The organism is Streptomyces sp. NPDC058691 (genome assembly GCF_042714775.1).
In the GTDB taxonomy this organism is placed as follows: domain Bacteria; phylum Actinomycetota; class Actinomycetes; order Streptomycetales; family Streptomycetaceae; genus Actinacidiphila.
In genome coordinates, this window is record NZ_JBHXSO010000034.1 from 42,337 (window position 1) to 61,955 (window position 19,619).

The 19,619-nt window shown below is 73.1% G+C and carries 17 protein-coding genes; 7 read left to right on the forward strand and 10 right to left on the reverse strand.

Annotation, left to right across the window (positions count from 1 at the left end; genetic code table 11):
• Positions 1–66: 66 nt before the first annotated feature.
• The 7 genes from ACFWVC_RS23665 to ACFWVC_RS23695 all read right to left on the reverse strand — a co-directional run bounded on the left by ACFWVC_RS23665 (position 67) and on the right by ACFWVC_RS23695 (position 8,624).
• Positions 67–1,371 carry an RNA polymerase sigma factor gene (locus ACFWVC_RS23665; protein ID WP_384289420.1) on the reverse strand — a complete coding sequence of 435 codons (1,305 nt, stop codon included), beginning with the start codon at positions 1,369–1,371 and terminating at the stop codon, positions 67–69.
• A 579-nt stretch (positions 1,372–1,950) separates the two neighbouring features.
• A complete protein-coding gene (dnaG, locus tag ACFWVC_RS23670) occupies positions 1,951–3,864 on the reverse strand; it encodes a DNA primase (RefSeq protein ID WP_384289422.1) in 1,914 nt (637 codons plus the stop codon).
• A 31-nt stretch (positions 3,865–3,895) separates the two neighbouring features.
• The gene (locus ACFWVC_RS23675) at positions 3,896–4,348 is read right to left on the reverse strand and encodes a GNAT family N-acetyltransferase (RefSeq protein ID WP_384289425.1); all 453 of its coding nucleotides are present in this window, start codon (positions 4,346–4,348) and stop codon (positions 3,896–3,898) included.
• A 30-nt stretch (positions 4,349–4,378) separates the two neighbouring features.
• A complete protein-coding gene (locus ACFWVC_RS23680; RefSeq protein ID WP_384289428.1) occupies positions 4,379–5,641 on the reverse strand; it encodes an NAD(P)/FAD-dependent oxidoreductase in 1,263 nt (420 codons plus the stop codon).
• A gap of 162 nt (positions 5,642–5,803) precedes the next feature.
• Entirely contained in the window at positions 5,804–7,111 is a 1,308-nt protein-coding gene (locus ACFWVC_RS23685) for a deoxyguanosinetriphosphate triphosphohydrolase (protein ID WP_384289431.1), read from the reverse strand.
• Positions 7,112–7,147: 36 nt separating this feature from the next.
• A complete protein-coding gene (locus ACFWVC_RS23690) occupies positions 7,148–8,050 on the reverse strand; it encodes a sirohydrochlorin chelatase (RefSeq protein ID WP_384289436.1) in 903 nt (300 codons plus the stop codon).
• A 142-nt stretch (positions 8,051–8,192) separates the two neighbouring features.
• Positions 8,193–8,624 (reverse strand): gamma-glutamylcyclotransferase family protein, encoded by a 432-nt coding sequence (locus ACFWVC_RS23695; protein ID WP_384289440.1) that lies wholly within the window; start codon positions 8,622–8,624, stop codon positions 8,193–8,195.
• A gap of 44 nt (positions 8,625–8,668) precedes the next feature.
• Between ACFWVC_RS23695 and ACFWVC_RS23700 the strand changes: the two genes are divergently transcribed.
• The 4 genes from ACFWVC_RS23700 to ACFWVC_RS23715 all read left to right on the forward strand — a co-directional run bounded on the left by ACFWVC_RS23700 (position 8,669) and on the right by ACFWVC_RS23715 (position 11,296).
• The gene (locus tag ACFWVC_RS23700) at positions 8,669–9,370 is read left to right on the forward strand and encodes a vancomycin high temperature exclusion protein (protein ID WP_384289584.1); all 702 of its coding nucleotides are present in this window, start codon (positions 8,669–8,671) and stop codon (positions 9,368–9,370) included.
• The gene (locus ACFWVC_RS23705; protein WP_384289443.1) at positions 9,367–10,014 is read left to right on the forward strand and encodes a PhzF family phenazine biosynthesis protein; all 648 of its coding nucleotides are present in this window, start codon (positions 9,367–9,369) and stop codon (positions 10,012–10,014) included. The genes ACFWVC_RS23700 and ACFWVC_RS23705 overlap by 4 nt, the downstream gene beginning before the upstream one ends.
• Positions 10,015–10,114: 100 nt before the next feature.
• On the forward strand, positions 10,115–10,312 hold the full coding sequence (locus ACFWVC_RS23710; protein WP_384289448.1) for an antitoxin: 198 nt from the start codon (positions 10,115–10,117) through the stop codon (positions 10,310–10,312).
• 57 nt (positions 10,313–10,369) lie between these two features.
• Positions 10,370–11,296, forward strand: a complete 927-nt coding sequence (locus ACFWVC_RS23715; protein ID WP_384289452.1) for an oxidoreductase — start codon at positions 10,370–10,372, stop codon at positions 11,294–11,296.
• On the opposite strand, the gene ACFWVC_RS23720 is transcribed toward ACFWVC_RS23715, so the two are convergent.
• From ACFWVC_RS23720 to dusB, 3 genes are all read right to left on the reverse strand, one after another.
• Positions 11,268–12,626, reverse strand: coding sequence for an O-antigen ligase family protein (locus ACFWVC_RS23720; RefSeq protein WP_384289457.1), 1,359 nt, complete (start codon positions 12,624–12,626; stop codon positions 11,268–11,270). The genes ACFWVC_RS23715 and ACFWVC_RS23720 overlap by 29 nt on opposite strands.
• A gap of 129 nt (positions 12,627–12,755) precedes the next feature.
• Positions 12,756–15,452, reverse strand: coding sequence for a pyruvate, phosphate dikinase (ppdK, locus tag ACFWVC_RS23725; protein WP_384289586.1), 2,697 nt, complete (start codon positions 15,450–15,452; stop codon positions 12,756–12,758).
• Positions 15,453–15,870: 418 nt separating this feature from the next.
• Positions 15,871–17,025 carry a tRNA dihydrouridine synthase DusB gene (gene dusB, locus ACFWVC_RS23730; protein WP_384289460.1) on the reverse strand — a complete coding sequence of 385 codons (1,155 nt, stop codon included), beginning with the start codon at positions 17,023–17,025 and terminating at the stop codon, positions 15,871–15,873.
• 129 nt (positions 17,026–17,154) lie between these two features.
• Between dusB and ACFWVC_RS23735 the strand changes: the two genes are divergently transcribed.
• Genes ACFWVC_RS23735 through ACFWVC_RS23745 form a run of 3 tightly spaced genes read left to right on the forward strand, consistent with a single transcriptional unit; the run spans position 17,155 to position 19,597 of the window.
• Positions 17,155–18,567, forward strand: a complete 1,413-nt coding sequence (locus ACFWVC_RS23735; protein WP_384289464.1) for an MFS transporter — start codon at positions 17,155–17,157, stop codon at positions 18,565–18,567.
• On the forward strand, positions 18,567–18,980 hold the full coding sequence (locus ACFWVC_RS23740) for a MarR family winged helix-turn-helix transcriptional regulator (RefSeq protein WP_384289469.1): 414 nt from the start codon (positions 18,567–18,569) through the stop codon (positions 18,978–18,980). The genes ACFWVC_RS23735 and ACFWVC_RS23740 overlap by 1 nt, the downstream gene beginning before the upstream one ends.
• A gap of 41 nt (positions 18,981–19,021) precedes the next feature.
• Positions 19,022–19,597: an NADAR family protein gene (locus ACFWVC_RS23745; RefSeq protein WP_384289473.1), complete on the forward strand. Its 576-nt coding sequence runs from the start codon at positions 19,022–19,024 to the stop codon at positions 19,595–19,597.
• Positions 19,598–19,619: the final 22 nt, after the last annotated feature.

Genomic DNA, 19,619 nt, shown 5'->3' on the forward strand with positions numbered 1-19,619 from the left:
CGCGAAGGGCCCCCGGCGGATCGCTCCGCCGGGGGCCCTTTCGTGGTGTCAGGTCGCCGCGAACAATCAGTCCAGATAGCCGCGGAGCTGGTCGGCGAAGGCGTGGTCGCGCAGCTTGTTGAGGGTCTTGGACTCGATCTGGCGGATGCGCTCGCGCGTGACGCCGAAGATGCGGCCGATCTCCTCCAGGGTGCGCGGACGTCCGTCGGCGAGGCCGTAGCGGAGCTGGACGACCTTGCGCTCGCGCTCGCCGAGGGTGGACAGGACCGCCTCCAAGTGCTCGCGCAGCAGCAGGAACGCGGCCGACTCCACCGGCGAGGCGGCGTCGCCGTCCTCGATGAGGTCGCCGAGGGCGACGTCCTCCTCCTCGCCCACGGGGGCGTGCAGGGAGACGGGTTCCTGCGCGAGACGCAGGACCTCGGTGACGCGCTCGGGCGGGATCTCGAGGTGGGCCGCGACGTCCTCGGTGCTGGGCTCGTAGCCGCGTTCCTGCAGCAGCCGCCGCTGGACACGGACGACGCGGTTGATGAGCTCCACGACGTGCACCGGGACCCGGATGGTGCGGGCCTGGTCGGCCAGGGCGCGGCTCATGGCCTGGCGGATCCACCAGGTGGCGTAGGTCGAGAACTTGTAGCCGCGGGCGTAGTCGAACTTCTCCACGGCGCGGATCAGGCCGAGGTTGCCCTCCTGCACCAGGTCGAGCATGGTCAGGCCGCGGCCGACGTAGCGCTTGGCGACCGAGACGACCAGGCGGAGGTTGGCCTCGATGAGCCGGCGCTTGGCCATCCGGCCGAGGACGACCAGGCGGTCCAGGTCGACCGCGAGCCGCGAGTCGAGGTCCGGGGTGCTGCCCAGCTTCTCCTCGGCGAACAGGCCGGCCTCGACGCGGCGGGCGAGTTCGACCTCCTCGACGGCGGTGAGCAGGGGTATTCGGCCGATCTCCCGCAGGTACTGCCGGAAAAGGTCCGCGGACGGCCCCGCGACCTCCTCGGTGAGCCGCCGCGGTGGGCCCGGATCGTCGGGTTCCTGCTCGGCTTCCGGGTCCGGGTCCGGCTCCGCCTCCGAGTCCGCCCCGTCGCCGGCCTCGGCCCCCGGTCCGGGCGCCTCGGCCCCTTCCGGGTGCAGGGCGGCGTGATTCTGCTCGGGGACCCGTTCCAGCAGGTCGTCCGTCGCAAGGGCCGGGGGCGTCAGGGTCTGGATCTGCACGGGAGCGACCTCCACGGTGAGCGCAACCACGGGCTCGGAGGCGCGCGACAGCGGAACGGTTGCGGCGCCCTCGCCGCGGCCCGTCCGGGAGTTCGCCGTCAGCGGTACTCCCTGGGCGCCGGTGTCGGCGCCTCCCGGAATTCCGCGCTCCGAGGACTCTTGCACCGCCCCCAGTGTGGCGTACGGCACACCGAGCCCACGAGGGTCGTGCGCGGCTTTTTCCGTCGGGCGTGACCGAGGGCGACGCCACGGTCACGCCTCGGCCATGCCTGGGGGCCTCCCCCGGCCGGCGCCCGTCGCGGCGGCGGAGCCGACGCCCTACCGGTACCTGCGGGACATTGCCGGGACCGTCCGGTCCTCGCGGGCGCCGCGCTGCCGACGCGGCCACCACGCACTTCGGCACCAGCGGACCGGCGGCGCTGCAGACGGCCGCCCGAGTCGACAGCACCCAGGAGCCGACCGGGACAGCCGCGAGCCCGCAGGCCGTCACGGACGGCCGGGCCGGCCCTCGCGGACAGCCTGAGCAGGACCTCGCCGTCGACGCCAACCGCCACGCGCCTGCGAACACTGCCCGAGGCGGCAGGTCACCAAGGACAGCAACACCGGCCTCGCGGACGCCCCGGACGGGGCCCTCGCTGCGGACCCGCGTTCCGAGTGCCGCCCGTCGGCCGCGCACGGCTCCATCGGCATGGGCACAACGGCGCAGGCGGCGGCCACGGCTCCGGCCGGTCGTCACCGCCGCGGCTACAGCGCGGCCGCGCCCTGTTCGCGCAGGCGGTGGTCGTATTGCTGGAGGGCCCACAACTCGCCGCCGATCGCGGCGAGCTGGTCCTGGTCGGCGCGCGGGCCCTGGGCCGTGAGCCGGGTGTGGTCGGCGTTGAGCTGGGCGAGCCGGCGGGCGACGGCCTGACGGCGTACGTCGACGAGGATCTTGCCGGCGTAGACCTCGGGGGCCTTGTGCTGGACGGGCTCGACGGCGAGTTCGGTGACCAGGGAGCGCACGGTGTCGTCCGGGGCGACGTCGCGGACCCGGGTCAGGAACTGCGCGTCGGCGAACTCGGCGCCGCCCGCCTCGGTGATGGCGTGGCGCACGGCGACGTAGGGCGGGGCGGTGAACTCGTCCTCGCCGTACGCGTCGAAGGCCGGGGAGACCAACTCCGGGTACTGGAGGGCGAGTTTGAGGAGCTCGCGCTCGACACGGTGGGCGGGGCTGCGCATGTCCAGCCGCGGGCCGCGGGGACCCGAGGGCGCGGCGGGGCCGGCCGGGGCAGCCGCGGGCCGTGCGGTGCGGGGGCCCGCCGGGCCGGCCCCGGACTGGCGGCGTTCGCGCTGCCAGCGGGCGAGTTGGCTCACCCGGCGCACCACGAACTGGGAGTCGAGGATGCCGAGCATGCCGGCGAGCTGGACGGCGTACTCGTGCTGGATGGCGGCGTTCTTGATGCCGGCGACGATGGGCGCGCCCGCCTCCAGCGCGGAGGCGCGGCCCTCGGCGGTCTCCAGGTTGTAGCGGGCCACCGCCGAGCGCAGGGCGAACGCGAACAGCGGCGTACGGGAGTCGACCAGCCGCTCCACTGCGGCGTCGCCCTCGGCCAGCCGCAGGTCGCAGGGGTCCATGCCGCCGGGCGTGATCGCGATGGAGGTCTCGGCTGCGAACTTCTGGTCGTCCTCGAAGGCGCGCAGGGCGGCCTTCTGCCCGGCCTCGTCACCGTCGAAGGTGAAGACCACCTCGGCGTTGGAGTTGTCCATCAGCAGCCGGCGCAGGATCTTGATGTGGTCGCCGCCGAAGGCGGTGCCGCAGGTCGCGATGGCGGTGGTGACGCCGGCGAGGTGGCAGGCCATGACATCGGTGTAGCCCTCGACGACGACGGCCCGGCTGGTGCGGGCGATCTCCTTCTTGGCCAGGTCGATGCCGTACAGGACCTGCGACTTCTTGTAGATCGGGGTCTCGGGCGTGTTGAGGTACTTCGGCCCCGTGTCGTCCTCGCGGAGCCGGCGGGCGCCGAAGCCGATGACCTCGCCGGTGATGTCGCGGATCGGCCAGGTCAGCCGGCCGCGGAAGCGGTCGATGGCCCCGCCGCGGCGGCTCTCGCTGGCCAGGCCGGAGACGATCAGCTCGCGGTCGCTGAAGCCCTTGCCGCGCAGGAAGCGCACCAGATGGTCCCAGCCGGCCGGGGCGTAGCCGACACCGAAGTGCTCGGCGGCCGCCTGGTCGAAGCCGCGCTCGGCGAGGAACTTCCGGCCGATCTCGGCCTCGGCGCCGCCGAGCTGCTCCACGTAGAACTGGGCGGCGGCCTTGTGCGCCTCGATGAGGCGGATGCGCTCGCCCTGCTGGCGGCCCGGCGTGTAGCCGCCGTCCTCGTACCGCAGGGTGATGCCGGCGACGGCGGCCAGCCGCTCGACGGCCTCGGAGAAGGACAGATGGTCGACCTTCATCACGAAGTCGAGGGTGTCGCCGCCCTCCTGGCAGCCGAAGCAGTGGTAGAGCCCCTTGCCCGGGCTCACGTGGAAGGAGGGGGACTTCTCGTCGTGGAAGGGGCACAGGCCCTTCAGGTTGCCGCCGCCGGCGTTCCTGAGCTGCAGGTACTCCGAGACGACGGCGTCGATCGGGACCGCGTCCCGCACCGCCTTGACGTCCTCGTCCCTGATCCGCCCTGCCACACGGGGATTCTACGGCGCCGCCCCCGCGAGGTCAGACCAGCTTGGCGACGAACAGGTAGTGCGGGCCCGCGGGCTGCAGCACGAACTCGTCGCCGACCGCCGTGAAGCCCTGGCCCTCCCAGAAGCCGCGGGCCGAGGTGCGGCCGTTGCACCAGACCAGCTCCGCCCCGCGCTCCCGGGCCTCCGCGAGGGCCGCGCCCAGCAGGGCGGAGCCCAGGCCGCGGCCGCGCGCCTCGGTGGCGGTGGCCATGCCGCGGATGCGGTAGGCGACCTCGTGGTGACCCGGCAGCTGCTCCGGGAAGAGCGTGACGCAAGTCACGACCGGCGCCAGGGCGCCGTCGCCGTCGTAGCCCGCCATGTGGAACGCGGCCGGGTGGCCGTCCTCGATGAAGATCGCGGATTCACGCGGGAGCCCCGGCCTGAGCACGGTCCAGCGCAGTTCGAAGATCTCCTCGACGGGCACGACAGCGGTACGGAACTCCATGAAAGCCATGCTAGGCGACCGCGCGCGCACTCATTCCAGCAGGGAGTTCAGCGGCACCGTGGGATCGGCGAGCGCCTCGGGGTCGACCCGGCGGCCGGAGCGGATGAGTTTCTGGATGCTGTCGGTGACGTCCCACACGTTGACGTTCATCCCGGCCAGCACCCGGCCCTCGCTCAGCCAGAAGGCGATGAACTGCCGCTTGCCGACGTCGCCGCGGGCCAGCACCTGGTCGTACGTGCCCGGCGCGGCGTGCCCGGAGAACTCCATGCCCAGGTCGTACTGGTCGGTGAAGAAGTACGGGACGCGGTCGTAGCTGACCTCCTTGCCCAGCATCGCGCGCGCCGCCACCGGTCCGCTGTTCAGCGCGTTCGCCCAGTGCTCGACCCGCAGCCGGCCGCCCAGCAGCGGGTGTTCGGCGTTGGCGACGTCGCCGGCGGCGAAGATGTCGGGGTCGGAGGTGCGCAGCGACGCGTCGACCGCGATGCCGCCGCCGGCCTCGCGGTCGGCGAGGGCGAGCCCGGCGGCCTCGGCCAACGCGGTGCGCGGCGCGGCGCCGATGGCGGCGAGCACGTCGTGGGCGGGGTGCTCCTCGCCGTCGTCGGTGAGCACGGACAGCACCATGCCGTCCTGGCCGGTGATCTCGGTGAGCCGGGCGCCGAAGTGGAACCGCACGCCGTGCTCGCGGTGCAGGTCGGCGAAGACCTCGCCGAGCTCCGGGCCGAGCACCGAGTGCAGCGGGCAGGGCTGTGCCTCCACGACGGTGACCTCGACGCCGTAGCCGCGGGCGGCCGCCGCGACCTCCAGCCCGATCCAGCCCGCCCCGGCGATGACCAGGTGGCCGTTCTCGCGGCCGAGGGTGGTCAGCACGTTCTTCAGCCGCTCGGCGTGCGCGAGCCGGCGCAGGTGGTGCACGCCCGCGAGGTCGGTGCCGGGGATGTCCAGCCGGCGCGGCTCGGCCCCGGTGGCCAGCAGCAGCCTGTCGTACGGGATGGAGGTGCCGTCGCCGAGCGTGATGCGCTTGGCGGCCCGGTCCAGACCGGTGACCGGCTGGCCGAGGTGGAGCTCCACATCGTGCTCCGCGTACCACGCGGCGGGGTGGACGAAGACCGAGTCGCGCTCCTCGTTGCCCAGGAGGAAGCCCTTGGACAGCGGCGGTCGCTCGTACGGGTGGTCGCGCTCGTCCCCGATCAGTATCACGCGGCCGGTGAACCCCTCGGAGCGAAGCGTCTCGGCCGCTTTCGCCCCCGCGAGTCCCGCCCCGACGATGACGAATGTGTGGTCTGCGTCCACCACTGTGCGCCTCCCTGAAAGTCCCTCGGGTGCCCGGGTGCCCTCCCTCTGGCAATTGCCAGTCATGTGAGCGTCCCGCACGGCACGGCCCACGGGAAGAGCGCCGCGCCGACACGGGCCCTTCCGGATCGCCCTCCAGGGGGCGGCCGGGGGCCCGCCGGGGGCTCACCGGGCGGCGGTGAGCCGGGCGTGCAGGGCGGTCGCCGCGGAGTCGGTGAGGGAGGCGATCTGGTCGACGACGGCCCGCTTGCGGGCCCGGTCGTCCTTGGCCGCGTCGAACATCCCGCGGAACTGCGGGTCCAGCCCCTCGGGCGCCCGCGCGAGCAGCGCCTCGGCCAGCTCGCCGATCACCACCCGCTGCTGGGCGCGCCGCCGCTCCTGCGCCTCGCGCTGCATCACATAGCGGTCGGCGACCGCCTTGAGCACCGCGCACTCCAGCCGCTGCTCGCGCGGGACGACGAGCTGGGCGCGGTAGCGGGTGAGCCGGCCGGTGCCGTACGCGTCCCGGGTGGCGCGCTCGGCGGCGAGGCAGAACCGGCCGATGAGCTGCGAGGTGGCGTCCTTCAGCCGGGCCTGCGCGATGGCCGAGCCGTCGAAGCCGTGCGGCCACCACTCCATGTCCAGCAGCCGGTCCATGGCCTCGGCGAGTTCGTCCTCGGCCGCGCCCGGCGCGTAGCGCGCGGCGGCCACGGCGAAGATCTCGCGCCGCTCGGGCTCGGCGAGCAGCACGGCCGGGTCCAGGTGACCGGCGTGCAGGCCGTCCTCGACGTCGTGGACGGAGTACGCCACGTCGTCCGCCCAGTCCATGACCTGGGCCTCGAAGCACTGCCCGTACGGGCGGTCCGCCGGGGCGGTGCGGCGCAGCCACGCGAAGACCGGCAGGTCGTCCTCGTACACCCCGAACTTGGGACTGCCGGGCTGCGTGGGATGGCCGCCGCGGGGCCAGGGGTACTTGGTGGCGGCGTCCAGGGCCGCACGGGTGAGGTTGAGGCCGACGCTGACCAGGGCGCCGTCGTCGTCGTGCGCGAAGCGCTTGGGCTCCAGGCGGGTGATGATGCGCAGGCTCTGCGCGTTCCCCTCGAAGCCGCCGCAGTCCTCCGCGACCTCGGCGAGCACCATCTCGCCGTTGTGCCCGAAGGGCGGGTGGCCGATGTCGTGCGCCAGGCACGCGGTCTCCACCAGGTCCGGGTCGCAGCCGAGCGCCGCGCCGAGCTCCCGGCCGACCTGGGCGCACTCCAGGCTGTGCGTGAGCCGGGTGCGCGGGCTGCTGTTGATCGCCCGCGCGTCGTCGACCGGATCCACGACCTGGGTCTTGCCGGCGAGCTTGCGCAGCCCGGCCGAGTGCAGCATGCGCGCGCGGTCCCGCTGGAACGAGGTGCGGCCGGGCCGCTTGTCGGGCTCGGACACAAAGCGCTCGGTGTCGGCCTCGCTGTAGGGGGCGTACTCGTCCGCTGCCTGGTCGTTCGGGTCCATACGGCGACAGTATCCGGCGCGGCGCCGGCCAGGTGGTTACGCGGTGGCCAGCCGGGTCGCGGCCGTGGCGGGACCGGTGACGGCGCGGTCGGCGGGGCCGCGGCCGGCGGACAGCGCCTGGTCGTAGCGGTGCAGCATCAGCGCCGCCACCGACGGGTGCGCGCCCAGCGGCGCGGCGGCGATACCGGGGGCGGCGGCCGCCGCGGCGGCGGCCAGGCGGCCGGGCGCGGCGAAGCAGGAGGCGACGGCGATGTCGCGGCGGCCCGCCGCGGCAAGCTCGCGCACGGCGTCGGCGACACCGGCCCCGGCCGTCGTGTACGCCGGGACCACCGGGACGCCGCCGCCCAGCCGGGCCTGCAGCAGGGCCGCGGTGCGGGCCGTGTCCCGCGCCGACCGCGGGTCGCGCGATCCGGCGGCGCCCAGCACGACCGCCGCGCGGTGCGCGTCCCGCGGCCGCGGGACGCGCCACCCGGCCTCGGTCAGCCGGTCGTGCAGCGCCTCCGCCAGCAGCGCGTGCGGCCCGAGCGGGGCGGCGATCCGGGTGCCCGGGTGCGCGGCGCGGGCCAGCACCCGCGGGATGCCGGCAGTGGTGTGGTGGCCGTGCGCCAGCATGAGCGGGACCAGCACGGCGTCCCCGGGCAGCGCGGCGAGGGTGTCGTCGAGCAGCGGCTCGTTGAGTTGCAGGTGGCCGAGACGCACTGTTAGACCGGGCCGCAGCCCCCTGACCGTCTCGATCAGCGCGTGCGCCGTCCGCAGCGCCTCGGGGTCGCGGCTGCCGTGCGCGACGGCCACCAGCGCGGGGGGCCGCCCGGACCCGTTCAGCGTCACCCGCGACAACTGGCTGCTGAGCTGCGCGGTGATCAGGGCCAGGAGCTGTCCCGTGCTGTCGAAACGGTCCGGTCCGTCGACGCCGGGGAGCGTGGGTTCCTGTGCCGTCATGCAGCGAGTGTGCCCACGCGGGGTTGCGGGGCCGTTGCACGGACATGACGGCTGGTTTCCCTCGGCGGGTCCGGCTGTGGCGATGCCGTGTCGTGCGTCGCCCTCCTTCCCCCAACCTTCGTTGAGGAAGGGACGGCCGGGGTCAGCGGTGTTTCCAGTCGCCGCCGTGGATGGGGCGGCCGGAGGCGCGCAGGTCGCGTTCGTGGGCGGGCGCGGCTAGGTACACCCAGGCGGGGAGGGTCTGGCCGGCGTAGGTACGGACGTCGCGGACGACGCGCTCGTAGAGGTTGCCGGCCGCGTCGGGGGTGTACTCCTCCAGACGGTCGAGGTCCGCGAGGACCTCCTCGTACAGGTCGTCGACGGGCTGCACGAGGTCTCCCTGCACATGGCCCCGCGCGTCGGACACGGCGTACGGGTAGCCGGGGCCGTCGAACAGCAGGGCGCCGTGGAGCACGGCCGGGGTCTCGGTGACGATGCGGCCGCGCAGCAGCCAGGAGTGGTTGATCTCGCCGGGCCGCAGGGTCCCGTACACGAAGAACGGGAGGCGGGAGTGGTCGTCTCGCACGATCATCATGGAACCGCAGGGACGTGGGCGGCGTCGACTCGGGCGTGAAGCGGTTGCGCGGGAAAGTACGGAAAGTCGTCACGGGTGCGAGGTCCGCGGCGGCTTGGCGGCCCCGGTCCAGACGGGGCAAGCGGCGGTTGCTGCGCGCGGCGGTGGCGGTCTGCGTGCTGGCGCTGCTGCCCGCCACATGGCTCCAGGTGACCGCGGACCCGCGGGTCCGCAACCTGGCCGACGCGCCGTCCGAACCGGTCGCGGTCGTCTTCGGCGCCGGGCTGTGGAACGGCGAGCCGTCGCCCTACCTGGCCCACCGGCTCGACGCGGCCTCGGCCCTGTACTCCGCGGGAAAGGTGCGGGCGGTCCTCGTCACCGGCGACAACAGCCGCACCGACTACGACGAGCCGTCCGCCATGCGGGACTACCTCGCGTCGCACGGCGTCCCCCGCGCGAAGGTCGTCCTGGACTACGCCGGCTTCGACACCTGGGACTCCTGCACGCGCGCCAAGCGCATCTTCGGCGTCGACCACGCGCTCCTGGTCAGCCAGGGCTTCCACATCCGCCGCGCGCTCGCGCTGTGCGACGCCGCGGGCATCGACGCCTACGGGATCGGCGTCGACGAACCCCACGACGTCACGTGGTACTACGGCGGGGCCCGCGAGATCGCCGGCGCCGCCAAGGCCGCCGTCGACGCCGCCCTCACCCCGGACCCGCACTTCCTCGGGCCCCGGGAGCACGGCATCGCGCGGGCACTGCGGTGAGCGCCGTCGAGGTGCTGCGGGTCTTCACCGGGCCGGACGGGCGGGGCGGGAACGTGCTGGGCGTCGTCCGGGACGGGGCGGCGGTGCCGGGAACGGCGGCACGTCAGGCGCTGGCCGCCGAACTCGGTTACAGCGAGACGGTGTTCGTGGACGACGCGGAGCGCGGCGTGATCGACATCTGGACGCCGGGCGTGCGGCTGCCGTTCGCGGGACACCCCACGGTGGGGACGGCCTGGCTGCTGGGGGCCGAGGTGCTGCGGCCGCCCGCGGGCGAGGTGAGGGCCTGGACACAGGGCCCGTTCACCTGGGTGAAGGGCCGCGCGGAGTGGGCGTCGGGGCGGCGGACGCAGCAGTACCGCTCGCCGGTGGAGGTCGACGCGCTGCCTTCTCCGCCGCCGGGTGAGGGCTGGCTGTACGCGTGGGCGTGGGACGACGAGGCCGAGGGGCGTGTGCGCGCACGGGCGTTCCCGCGCCGCGGGGACGGCATCGTGGAGGACGAGGCGACCGGGGCGGCCGCCCTGGTGCTGAGCGACCAGCTCCGGCGGCCGCTGGACGTGCGTCAGGGCACGGGTTCGCAGATCCTCACCCGCGTGCACCCCGACGGCACCGTGGACATCGGCGGGCGGGTGGTCAGGGCCCGCTGAACCGCTCCCCACCTGCGGCATTGGGCGCGGCTCCGGATGCGGATCTTCAGCGGGGCGGTGATGCTGGGAGGAGTCCCACCTCACGGCAAGGAGGACAGCGATGTCCATGTTGGACAAGATCAAGGCCAAGCTGAAGGGCCACGAGAGTCAGGCCCAGAAGGGCATCGACAAGGGTGGCGACACGCTCGACGAGAGGACCGGCGGCAAGTACCAGCGCCAGGTCGACACCGGCCAGGACAAGATGAGCGACGAGTTCGGCACGGGCGACTCGGGCGAGAACCGGCCTCCCCACTCCTGACGCCGGCGGGCCGCCACGCCCGCTTCCGGCGGCGCGCGGCGGCCCTACGCTGGTGCCATGGCCTGGACCGCGAACGACATACCCGACCTGAGCGGCCGCACCGCCGTCGTCACCGGCGCGAACAGCGGCATCGGTTACTGCACCGCACGCGAACTGGCGCGCGCCGGTGCCTATGTGCTGCTCGCGTGCCGAAGCGAGGAACGCGGCAAGGAGGCGGCCGAACGCCTCACGCGTGACATCCCCGACGCCCGCGCCGGCTACCGCCACCTGGACCTCGGCGATCTGTCCACGGTGCGCGCCTTCGCCGAGGAGTACGACGACGACCGGCTGGACCTGCTGATCAACAACGCGGGCGTGATGGCGCTGCCGTACCGGACCACCCCGGACGGCTTCGAGTCGCAGATGGGCATCAACCACCTGGGCCACTTCGCTCTCACCGGTCTGCTGATGCAGCGCCTGCTGGACACCCCGGGCGCGCGCGTGGTCACCGTCTCCAGCGGGATGCACGCGATGGCCAACGTGGACCTCGGCGACCTCAACAGCGAGCGGGGATACCGCCGTTGGATCGCCTACGCCCGCTCCAAGAGCGCGAACCTGCTCTTCGTCCACGAGCTGGCGCGGCGCTTGGCCGCCGCGGGCGCCGACACCGTGGCCGCGGCGGCGCACCCGGGGTACGCCCGCACCAATCTGCAGACCCGGGGCGTCCGCATGGAGAACCGCCGGTTCGCCGAACGCCTGATCGACCTCGGCAACCGCGTCGTCGCCCAGTCCCCGGAGGCCGGCGCGCTGCCGCTGCTGTACGCCGCCACGGCGCCCGGTGTCCGGCCCGACTCGTTCACGGGCCCGCGTCTCCAGGGCTGGCGCGGCTCGCCCGCCCCGTCCTGGCGGGCCAAGTGGACCCTCGACGATCGCGCGGGCGAGATGCTGTGGGCGGCCTCCGAGCAGCTGACGGGCGTCACATACCCGGTTCCGCCCGTCGGGTGAGGGCCGGTACGGGTGCCTCCCGGTGGCCGGGGACGGGCCATGCGGCACCGTGCCGGGGCGCGGGCAGCGCGGACCGGCGCGTGACGGGCCGCGCTGCGGCGGGGCGGCGCCGGCCGGCGGGTGCCTCGGCCATGACGAGTCCCAGGACGAGCCAGAACGCGATGGCGATCCGGTCCTGGTTGGCGGGGTGGTCCACCATCGCGGCCAGGAAGAACCCGGTGAGCGCGGCGAACCCGGCCGTGCCGATCACCGACTTCTCCCGGGCGGCGCGGGCCGCGCTCAGCAGGGCCACCACCGTGATGCCGAGCATGCCCAGCAGTCCGAGCGGGCCGGTCTCCACCAGCCAGTTCAGCCACATGTTGTGGGTGTGGACGAAGGTCCGGTCGCCCGGCACGGCCGCGGAGACGACGGCGCCGGCCCGGCCGAGCCCGACGCCCAGCGGATTGTGGGCGGCGATGCGCAGCGCGGCCTCCCATGCCTGCCCGCGCACGCCGAGTGAGGTGCCGGCCCGGGACGCCGCCCAGATCGCCGCACCGGCCCCCAGCAGGACCAGCCCGCCCACGACGGCCGCCACCCGGCGCCCCCGGCGGCCGAGGCGGGGCGCGATCCAGTAGGCGCCGCCCAGCACCAGCAGGCCCGCGGCGGCGGCCACGTACCCGGCCCGCGAGTACGTGGTCAGCACGGCCCCGTACGCCGTCACCGCCACCAGGGTGACCGCGGTCCGCGCGGTGCGCTCGCCCGCCGCCACGACGGCGAGCAGCAGGAGCGGGGTGAGCAGGACGAGGAAGGCGGACAGCAGGTTCGGGTTGGAGAAGGTGCCCACGGCCCGGGTCAGCACCCCGGGGCCGCCGGAGTCGCAGCGTACGTCGGTGAGCAGCCCCGTACGGCAGAAGCCGGTGGGCACGTCATTGGTGACCTGGGTGAACGCCGCCAGGGCCGCCGCCGCGACGGAGACGAGCGCCAGCAGCCCGAAGGCCCGCCACGACTCCGGCTGGGTGCGCCGCAGACCGACGACGAGGTAGTGGCACAGGACCGCGGTCAGCAGTCCCCGCAGCGGGGCGGTGGGGTGGCCGCCCAGGTAGGTGGTCACCGCGGCGGCGGCGAGCAGGACGGCGACGGGCAGGTCCAGCCGTGTGCGGAAGCTGCTCAGCCGGGCGCCGCCGGCCACGAGTGCCACCAGGCCGAGGCCGAGCGCGAGGCGGATGGGGGTGACGACGCCGGTCAGCGGGTCGTCGGGGAAGAAGTCGGTCGCGGAGTCGAGGAGGACGACCGCGAGCGCCGTGAGCGGCACGGCTTGGAGGAGCGCGTGCAGGGGCCGGGGAGCTGCCATGCGCCCCACCCTGGCGGCGGAACGGGACGGCCCGGTGTCCGCGGAACGAACGGCGGAATGCGGGGGCGGCACCTTCGCACAAAGGTGCCGCCCCCGGTGAGGGTGGGAGATGGTCTTCGGGTGCCGGGCTTACCGGCTGTTGTTCTCCCTGGTCAGCGCCGCGGCGCGGCCCGCCTCCAGGCGGGCGACGGGGATCCGGAACGGGGAGCAGGAGACGTAGTCCAGGCCGACCTCGTGGAAGAAGTGGACGGACTCGGGGTCGCCGCCGTGCTCGCCGCAGACGCCCAGCTTGAGGCCGGGGCGGGTGGCCCGGCCCGCCTCGGCGGCGGACCTCACCAGCGAGCCGACGCCGTCGCGGTCGATGGTCTCGAACGGGGAGACGCCGAAGATGCCCTTCTCCAGGTACGCCGTGAAGAAGCTCGCCTCCACGTCGTCACGGGAGAAGCCCCACACGGTCTGGGTCAGGTCGTTGGTGCCGAAGGAGAAGAACTCCGCGGCCTCGGCGATCTGCGCGGCGGTCAGGGCGGCCCGGGGCAGCTCGATCATCGTGCCGAGCGCGAGATGGAGCTCGGTGCCGGTGGCGGCCTCGACCTCGGCGATGACCGACTCGGCCTCGTCGCGGACGATCTCCAGCTCCTGGACGGTGCCCACCAGCGGGATCATGATCTCGGCCCGCGGGTCGCCCTTGGCGTTCTTGCGCTCCGCGGCGGCCTCGGCGATCGCCCGCACCTGCATCGCGAACAGGCCGGGGATGACCAGGCCGAGACGTACGCCGCGCAGGCCCAGCATCGGGTTCTGCTCGTGGAGCTTGTGGACGGCCTGGAGCAGCCGCAGGTCGTTCTCGTTGGAGTCCTTGCGGGACTCGGCGAGCGCGACCCGCACCGACAGCTCGGTGATGTCGGGCAGGAACTCGTGCAGCGGCGGGTCCAGCAGCCGTACGGTCACCGGCAGCCCGTCCATGGCCTCGAAGAGCTCGACGAAGTCGGACCTCTGCAGCGGCAGCAGGGCGGCGAGCGCCTCGTCGCGCTCGGTGTCGGTGTCGGCCAGGATCAGCCGCTCCACCATCTCCCGGCGCTCGCCGAGGAACATGTGCTCGGTGCGGCACAGGCCGATGCCCTGGGCGCCGAAGCGGCGGGCGCGCGAGGCGTCCTCCGCGTTGTCGGCGTTGGCGCGCACCCGCAGCCTGCGCACCCGGTCGGCGTACGCCATGATCCGGTGCACCGCCTGCACCAGCTCGTCGGCGTCGTCGGCGCCCGCGTGCATGCGGCCCTCGAAGTACTCCACGACCGGGGACGGCACGACCGGGACGGTGCCGAGGTAGACCTTGCCGCTGGAGCCGTCGATGGAGACGACGTCGCCCTCCTCCACGACGATCCCGCCCGGCGCAGTCATCCGCCGCCGCTTGGTGTCGACCTCCAGTTCCTCGGCGCCGCAGACGCAGGTCTTGCCCATGCCGCGGGCGACGACGGCGGCGTGCGAGGTCTTGCCGCCGCGGGAGGTGAGGATGCCCTCGGCGGCGATCATGCCGTTGAGGTCGTCGGGGTTGGTCTCGCGCCGGATGAGGATGACCTTCTCGCCGGAGCGCGACCACTTCACCGCGGTGTACGAGTCGAAGACGGCCTTGCCGACCGCCGCGCCCGGCGAGGCGGCGATGCCCCAGCCGATCCGCTCGGACTTCGTCTTCTCCTCGAAGCGCGGGAACATCAGCTGCGCCAGCTGCGCGCCGTTGACGCGCTGCAGCGCCTCGGCCTCGTCGATGAGGCCCTGGTCGACCAGCTGGGTGGCGATGCGGAAGGCGGCGGCCGCGGTGCGCTTGCCGACGCGGGTCTGCAGCATCCACAGCTTGCCGCGCTCGATGGTGAACTCGATGTCGCACAGGTCCTTGTAGTGCGTTTCGAGGGTCTCCATGATCTGCATCAGCTGGTCGTAGGAGGCCTTGTCGAGCTGCTCCAGCTCGGCGAGCGGGACGGTGTTGCGGATGCCCGCGACGACGTCCTCGCCCTGCGCGTTGCACAGGTAGTCGCCGTACACGCCCTGGTGGCCGGTGGCGGGGTCGCGGGTGAAGGCGACGCCGGTGCCGGAGTCGGGGCCGAGGTTGCCGAAGACCATGGAGCAGATGTTGACGGCCGTGCCGAGGTCGCCGGGGATGCGCTCCTGGCGGCGGTAGAGCTTGGCGCGCTCGCCGTTCCAGGAGTCGAAGACGGCCAGGACGGCCATGTCCATCTGCTCGCGCGGGTCCTGCGGGAAGTCCCGGCCGGTCTCCTTGGCCACGACGGCCTTGAACTGCTCGACCAGGCCCTGAAGGTCGCCGGCCTCCAGGTCGAGGTCGTTGTGGGTGCCCTTGGCGCGCTTGGCGTCCTCCAGGGCCTCCTCGAAGAGGTCGCCGTCCACGCCCAGCACGGTCTTGCCGAACATCTGGATCAGGCGGCGGTAGGAGTCCCAGGCGAAGCGCTCGTCGCCGGCCTGCGCAGCGAGCCCGGCCACGGAGTCGTCGGACAGACCGATGTTGAGGACGGTGTCCATCATGCCCGGCATGCTGAACTTCGCCCCGGAGCGCACGGAGACCAGAAGAGGGTTGTCCGGCTGGCCGAGCTTCTTGCCCATCCGCCGCTCCAGCGCGTCGAGGTGCGCACTCACCTCGTCGCGCAGGGCCGCGGGCTCGGTGCCGGAGTCCAGGTAGACCTTGCAGGCCTCGGTGGTGATCGTGAAGCCCGGAGGGACGGGCAGGCCGAGGTTGGTCATCTCGGCGAGGTTGGCGCCCTTGCCGCCGAGAAGGTCCTTGAGGTCCTTGTTGCCCTCAGTGAAGTCGTAGACGAACTTCTGGATTTCTTGTTCTTCCGACACGGGACTCGCTCCTCGCGGCCGGGATGCCCTGACGGCGGGGAGCGTACCCATCTCGAAGGCGCTGCAGTACGTCCATCACCAGGTCACACGGCCGTAACCACCCATCGGCCGATAGATCGAAAGCGCCGCGACCGGTTCGGGCGGGCATCAGGTGCATTCAATCCTCGAACACATGATGCCGTCACGTGATCGGCACAGGCGGAATCTGTTACTCCATGCGAGGGATGGCTTGATCAGGTGGCGACGACAACGATGGCACCCAGTGCCACCCATAAGAGAGATGTTGTGACACTCGGCATGCTCATCTGAGCAACACCCCTATCAGGCGTGGCGAGAATCACTCCCCGCGCCGACACCGCGTCAGGCCCCGCGGGCTCCTCCGCCGCCGCGCGGAATGCCCTCAGCCGCCGGAAGTGTCCGATTCCGCGTCCGCGTCCACGACCACCGAGCAGTCGTACGGGTCCTCCAGCCAGCCGTCCGGGAGCGCGACGCGCTTGCCCGCCGCCGTCCGGCCGCGCGGGCCCTCGGCGCCATCCGGCCATTCCTGGTCGAGATCGAGGTCGTCGAGGTGCGCGTCGAGCTCCGCCAGGGAGGACGCCATGGCGAGCTTGCGGCGCATCTCGGAGCCGACCGAGAAGCCCTTGGTGTACCAGGCCACGTGCTTGCGGAAGTCGATGACGCCGCGCTCTTCGTCGCCCAGCCACTCCCCGAGCAGCTCGGCGTGGCGCCGCATCACCCCCGCGACCTCGCGCAGCGCCGGGGTGGCCAGGGTGCCGCCGTCACCGTCGAACGCGGCGACGAAGTCGCCGAACAGCCAGGGCCGGCCGAGGCAGGCGCGGCCCACGACCACGCCGTCACAACCGGTCTCGCCCATCAGCCGGACCGCGTCCTCGGCGCTCCAGATGTCGCCGTTGCCGAGCACGGGGATCTCCGGGACGTGCTCCTTCAGACGGGCGACCGCCTCCCAGTCGGCCGAGCCGCCGTAGTGCTGGGAGAGCGACCTGCCGTGCAGCGCGACGGCGGCGATCCCCTCCTCGACGGCGATACGGCCCGCGTCCAGGTAGGTGACGTGGTCCTCGTCGATGCCGGTGCGCATCTTGATGGTCACCGGCAGGTCGCCCGCGTTGGCGACGGCCTCGCGCAGGATCGAGCGGAACAGGTTGCGCTTGTACGGCAGGGCCGCACCGCCGCCCTTGCGGGTCACCTTCGGCACCGGGCAGCCGAAGTTCAGGTCGATGTGGTCGGCGAGGTCCTCGTTGACGATCATCCGGACCGCCTTGCCGACGATCACCGGGTCCACCCCGTACAGCTGGATCGAGCGGGGGTTCTCGCTCTTGTCGAAGTGGATGAGCTGCATGGTCTTCTCGTTGCGCTCGACGAGCGCCCGGGTGGTGATCATCTCGGAGACGAAGAGCCCCTTGCCGCCGGAGAACTCCCGGCACAGCGTGCGGAAGGGGGCGTTGGTGATCCCCGCCATCGGCGCCAGCACCACCGGCGGCCACACGGTGTGCGGGCCGATCGCGAGCGGTGGGGCAGTGATGGCGTCTGCAGTCATGCGCCCCATTCTCGCGTATCCGCGCGCATCCGCGGACGGCCGGTGCCAGGAGTGGGTGTAGATTGAAATGGTTACACAAGTACAATCAAAGGCCGGGGCGGGCGTCCCGGCGGAGCGGACGGGGAACCGATGCCGGAGCTCAGCCACCGCAGGCGTCTGCTGGTGCTGGCCATTTGCTGCATGAGTCTGCTCATCGTCAGCCTCGACAACACGATCCTCAACGTGGCCCTGCCGTCCATGCGCACGGACCTGCACGCCTCGATCTCCGGACTCCAGTGGACGATCGACGCCTACACCCTGGTGCTGGCCTCGCTCCTGATGCTCTCCGGTTCGACCGCCGACCGCATCGGGCGGCGCCGGATCTTCCGCCTCGGGCTGGTGATCTTCACGGTGGCCTCCGGCCTGTGCAGCATCGCGCCCAGCCTGGAGTGGCTGGTGGCCTTCCGGATGCTGCAGGCGGTCGGCGGCTCCATGCTCAACCCCGTCGCGATGTCGATCATCACCAACGTCTTCACCGACCCGCGGGAGCGGGCCCGGGCCATCGGCGCCTGGGGCGGCGTCGTCGGCATCAGCATGGCGGCCGGCCCGATCATCGGCGGCGCGCTGGTGGAGACCGTCGGCTGGCGCTCGGTGTTCTGGATCAACCTGCCCATCGGCCTCCTCGCCCTGGTGCTGACCGCCCTCTTCGTCCCGGAGTCCCGGGCGCCCAGGCCGCGCCGCATCGACCCCGTCGGCCAGTTGCTGATCATCGCGCTGCTCGGCTCGCTGACGTACGGGATCATCGAGGCGCCGGGTGCGGGCTGGGGCTCGCCCCTCATCATCGGCTGCATGGTGGTCGCGGTGTGCTCGGCGGCGGCGCTGATCGGCTACGAACGACGGCGCAAGGAACCGCTGATCGACCCGCGCTTCTTCCGCAGCGCGCCCTTCAGCGGGGCGACGGTGATAGCGGTGAGCGCCTTCGCCTCGCTCGCCGGCTTCCTCTTCCTCAACACCCTGTACCTGCAGGACGTGCGCAAGCTGTCCGCCCTGGACGCCGGACTGCACCTGCTGCCGATGGCCGTCATGGCGCTCGTCTTCGCCCCGCTGTCCGGCCGCATCGTCGGCAGCCGCGGGCCACGGCTGCCCCTGCTGCTCGCCGGCACGGCCACGACGGCGAGCGGGGTGGTCTTCGCCGCGCTGCACGGCCAGTCCTCGGACGTCCTGCTCTTCACCGGGTACGTGCTGTTCGGGATCGGCTTCGGCTTCGTCAACGCCCCGATCACCAACACCGCCGTCTCCGGTATGCCGCGCTCCCAGGCGGGGGTCGCCGCCGCCGTGGCCTCCACCAGCCGTCAGGTCGGCCAGTCGCTGGGTGTCGCCGTCATCGGCGCGGCCCTGGCGGCCGGGCTGAACATCACGGCGTGGTGGATCATCACCGGCTGCGGCGTGGTCGTACTGGTGCTGGGCTGGCTGACGACGGGACCCTGGGCCGCGGGGACGGCCGCGCGGGCCGCGCAGCGACTCCAGGCCGAGGAGCCCCGGGAAGTGGTGGGGGCCCGGTGATGAACGACGCGAAGACGACACGGGTGTGGCGCAACCTGCGCACCCTCGTCCTGGAGCGCAACGAGCGCCGCCGGGAGGTGGCCGACGCCCTCGGCATGAGCTTCTTCCGCGTCAAGGCGCTGCGCCGGATCGCCGCCGCGCCCGTCACACCGGGCGAACTCGCCGCCGACCTCATGTCGGACCGCCCCTACATCACGCTCGTCGTGGACGACCTGGCCCGGCGCGGCCTGGTGGACCGCTCCCCGCACCCCGACGACCGCCGCCGGAAGGTCGTGGCGGTCACCGCGGCGGGCGCCTCGGCCGCCGCCGAGGCCGAACGCATCCTCGGTACGCCCCCGCCGGGACTGGCGGCCCTGCCGGAGGACGAACTCGACCTGCTGGACCGCGTGCTGGGCCGGTTGCTGGACGTGTGATCCGGGTGCCCGCTGTCGGACCCCCGCGTTACGGTCACGGCATGACGCAGACGCAGATCACCGAGCCGGGCGACGTACGCGACCGCGACGCCCTGGTGGCGCTGACGGCGCGGGGGACGCGCGTGAAGTACCTGTTCTTCTGGGGGCACCAGCCGCAGCAGGACGGCAGCGTGGGCGCGGGCTGCCTGAGCCAGTGGTGGCCTTCGGAGTTCTCGGTCGAGGGCGTCCGCTACCCCACGGCCGAACACTGGATGATGGCCGGCAAGGCCCGGCTCTTCGGTGACGAGGAGACCCTGACCAAGATCCTCGCCGCGCCGCATCCGCACGCCGCGAAGGAACTGGGCCGCCAGGTGCGCGACTTCGACGGCCAGGCGTGGGAACGGCGGCGCTCGGAGCTCGTCGTGGAGGGCAATGTGGCCAAGTTCGGGCAGGACCCCGCGCTCCGCGCCTATCTGCTGGGCACCGGCCGGCGGGTGCTCGTCGAGGCCAGCCCGGTCGACCGCATATGGGGCATCGGCCTGGCCCTGGACGACGAGCGCGCCGCCGACCCGGCGCAGTGGCGCGGGCTGAACCTGCTGGGCTTCGCCCTCATGGAGGCCCGGGCGCGGCTCGGCTGAGCCCGGCGGGCCGGGTTCAGGC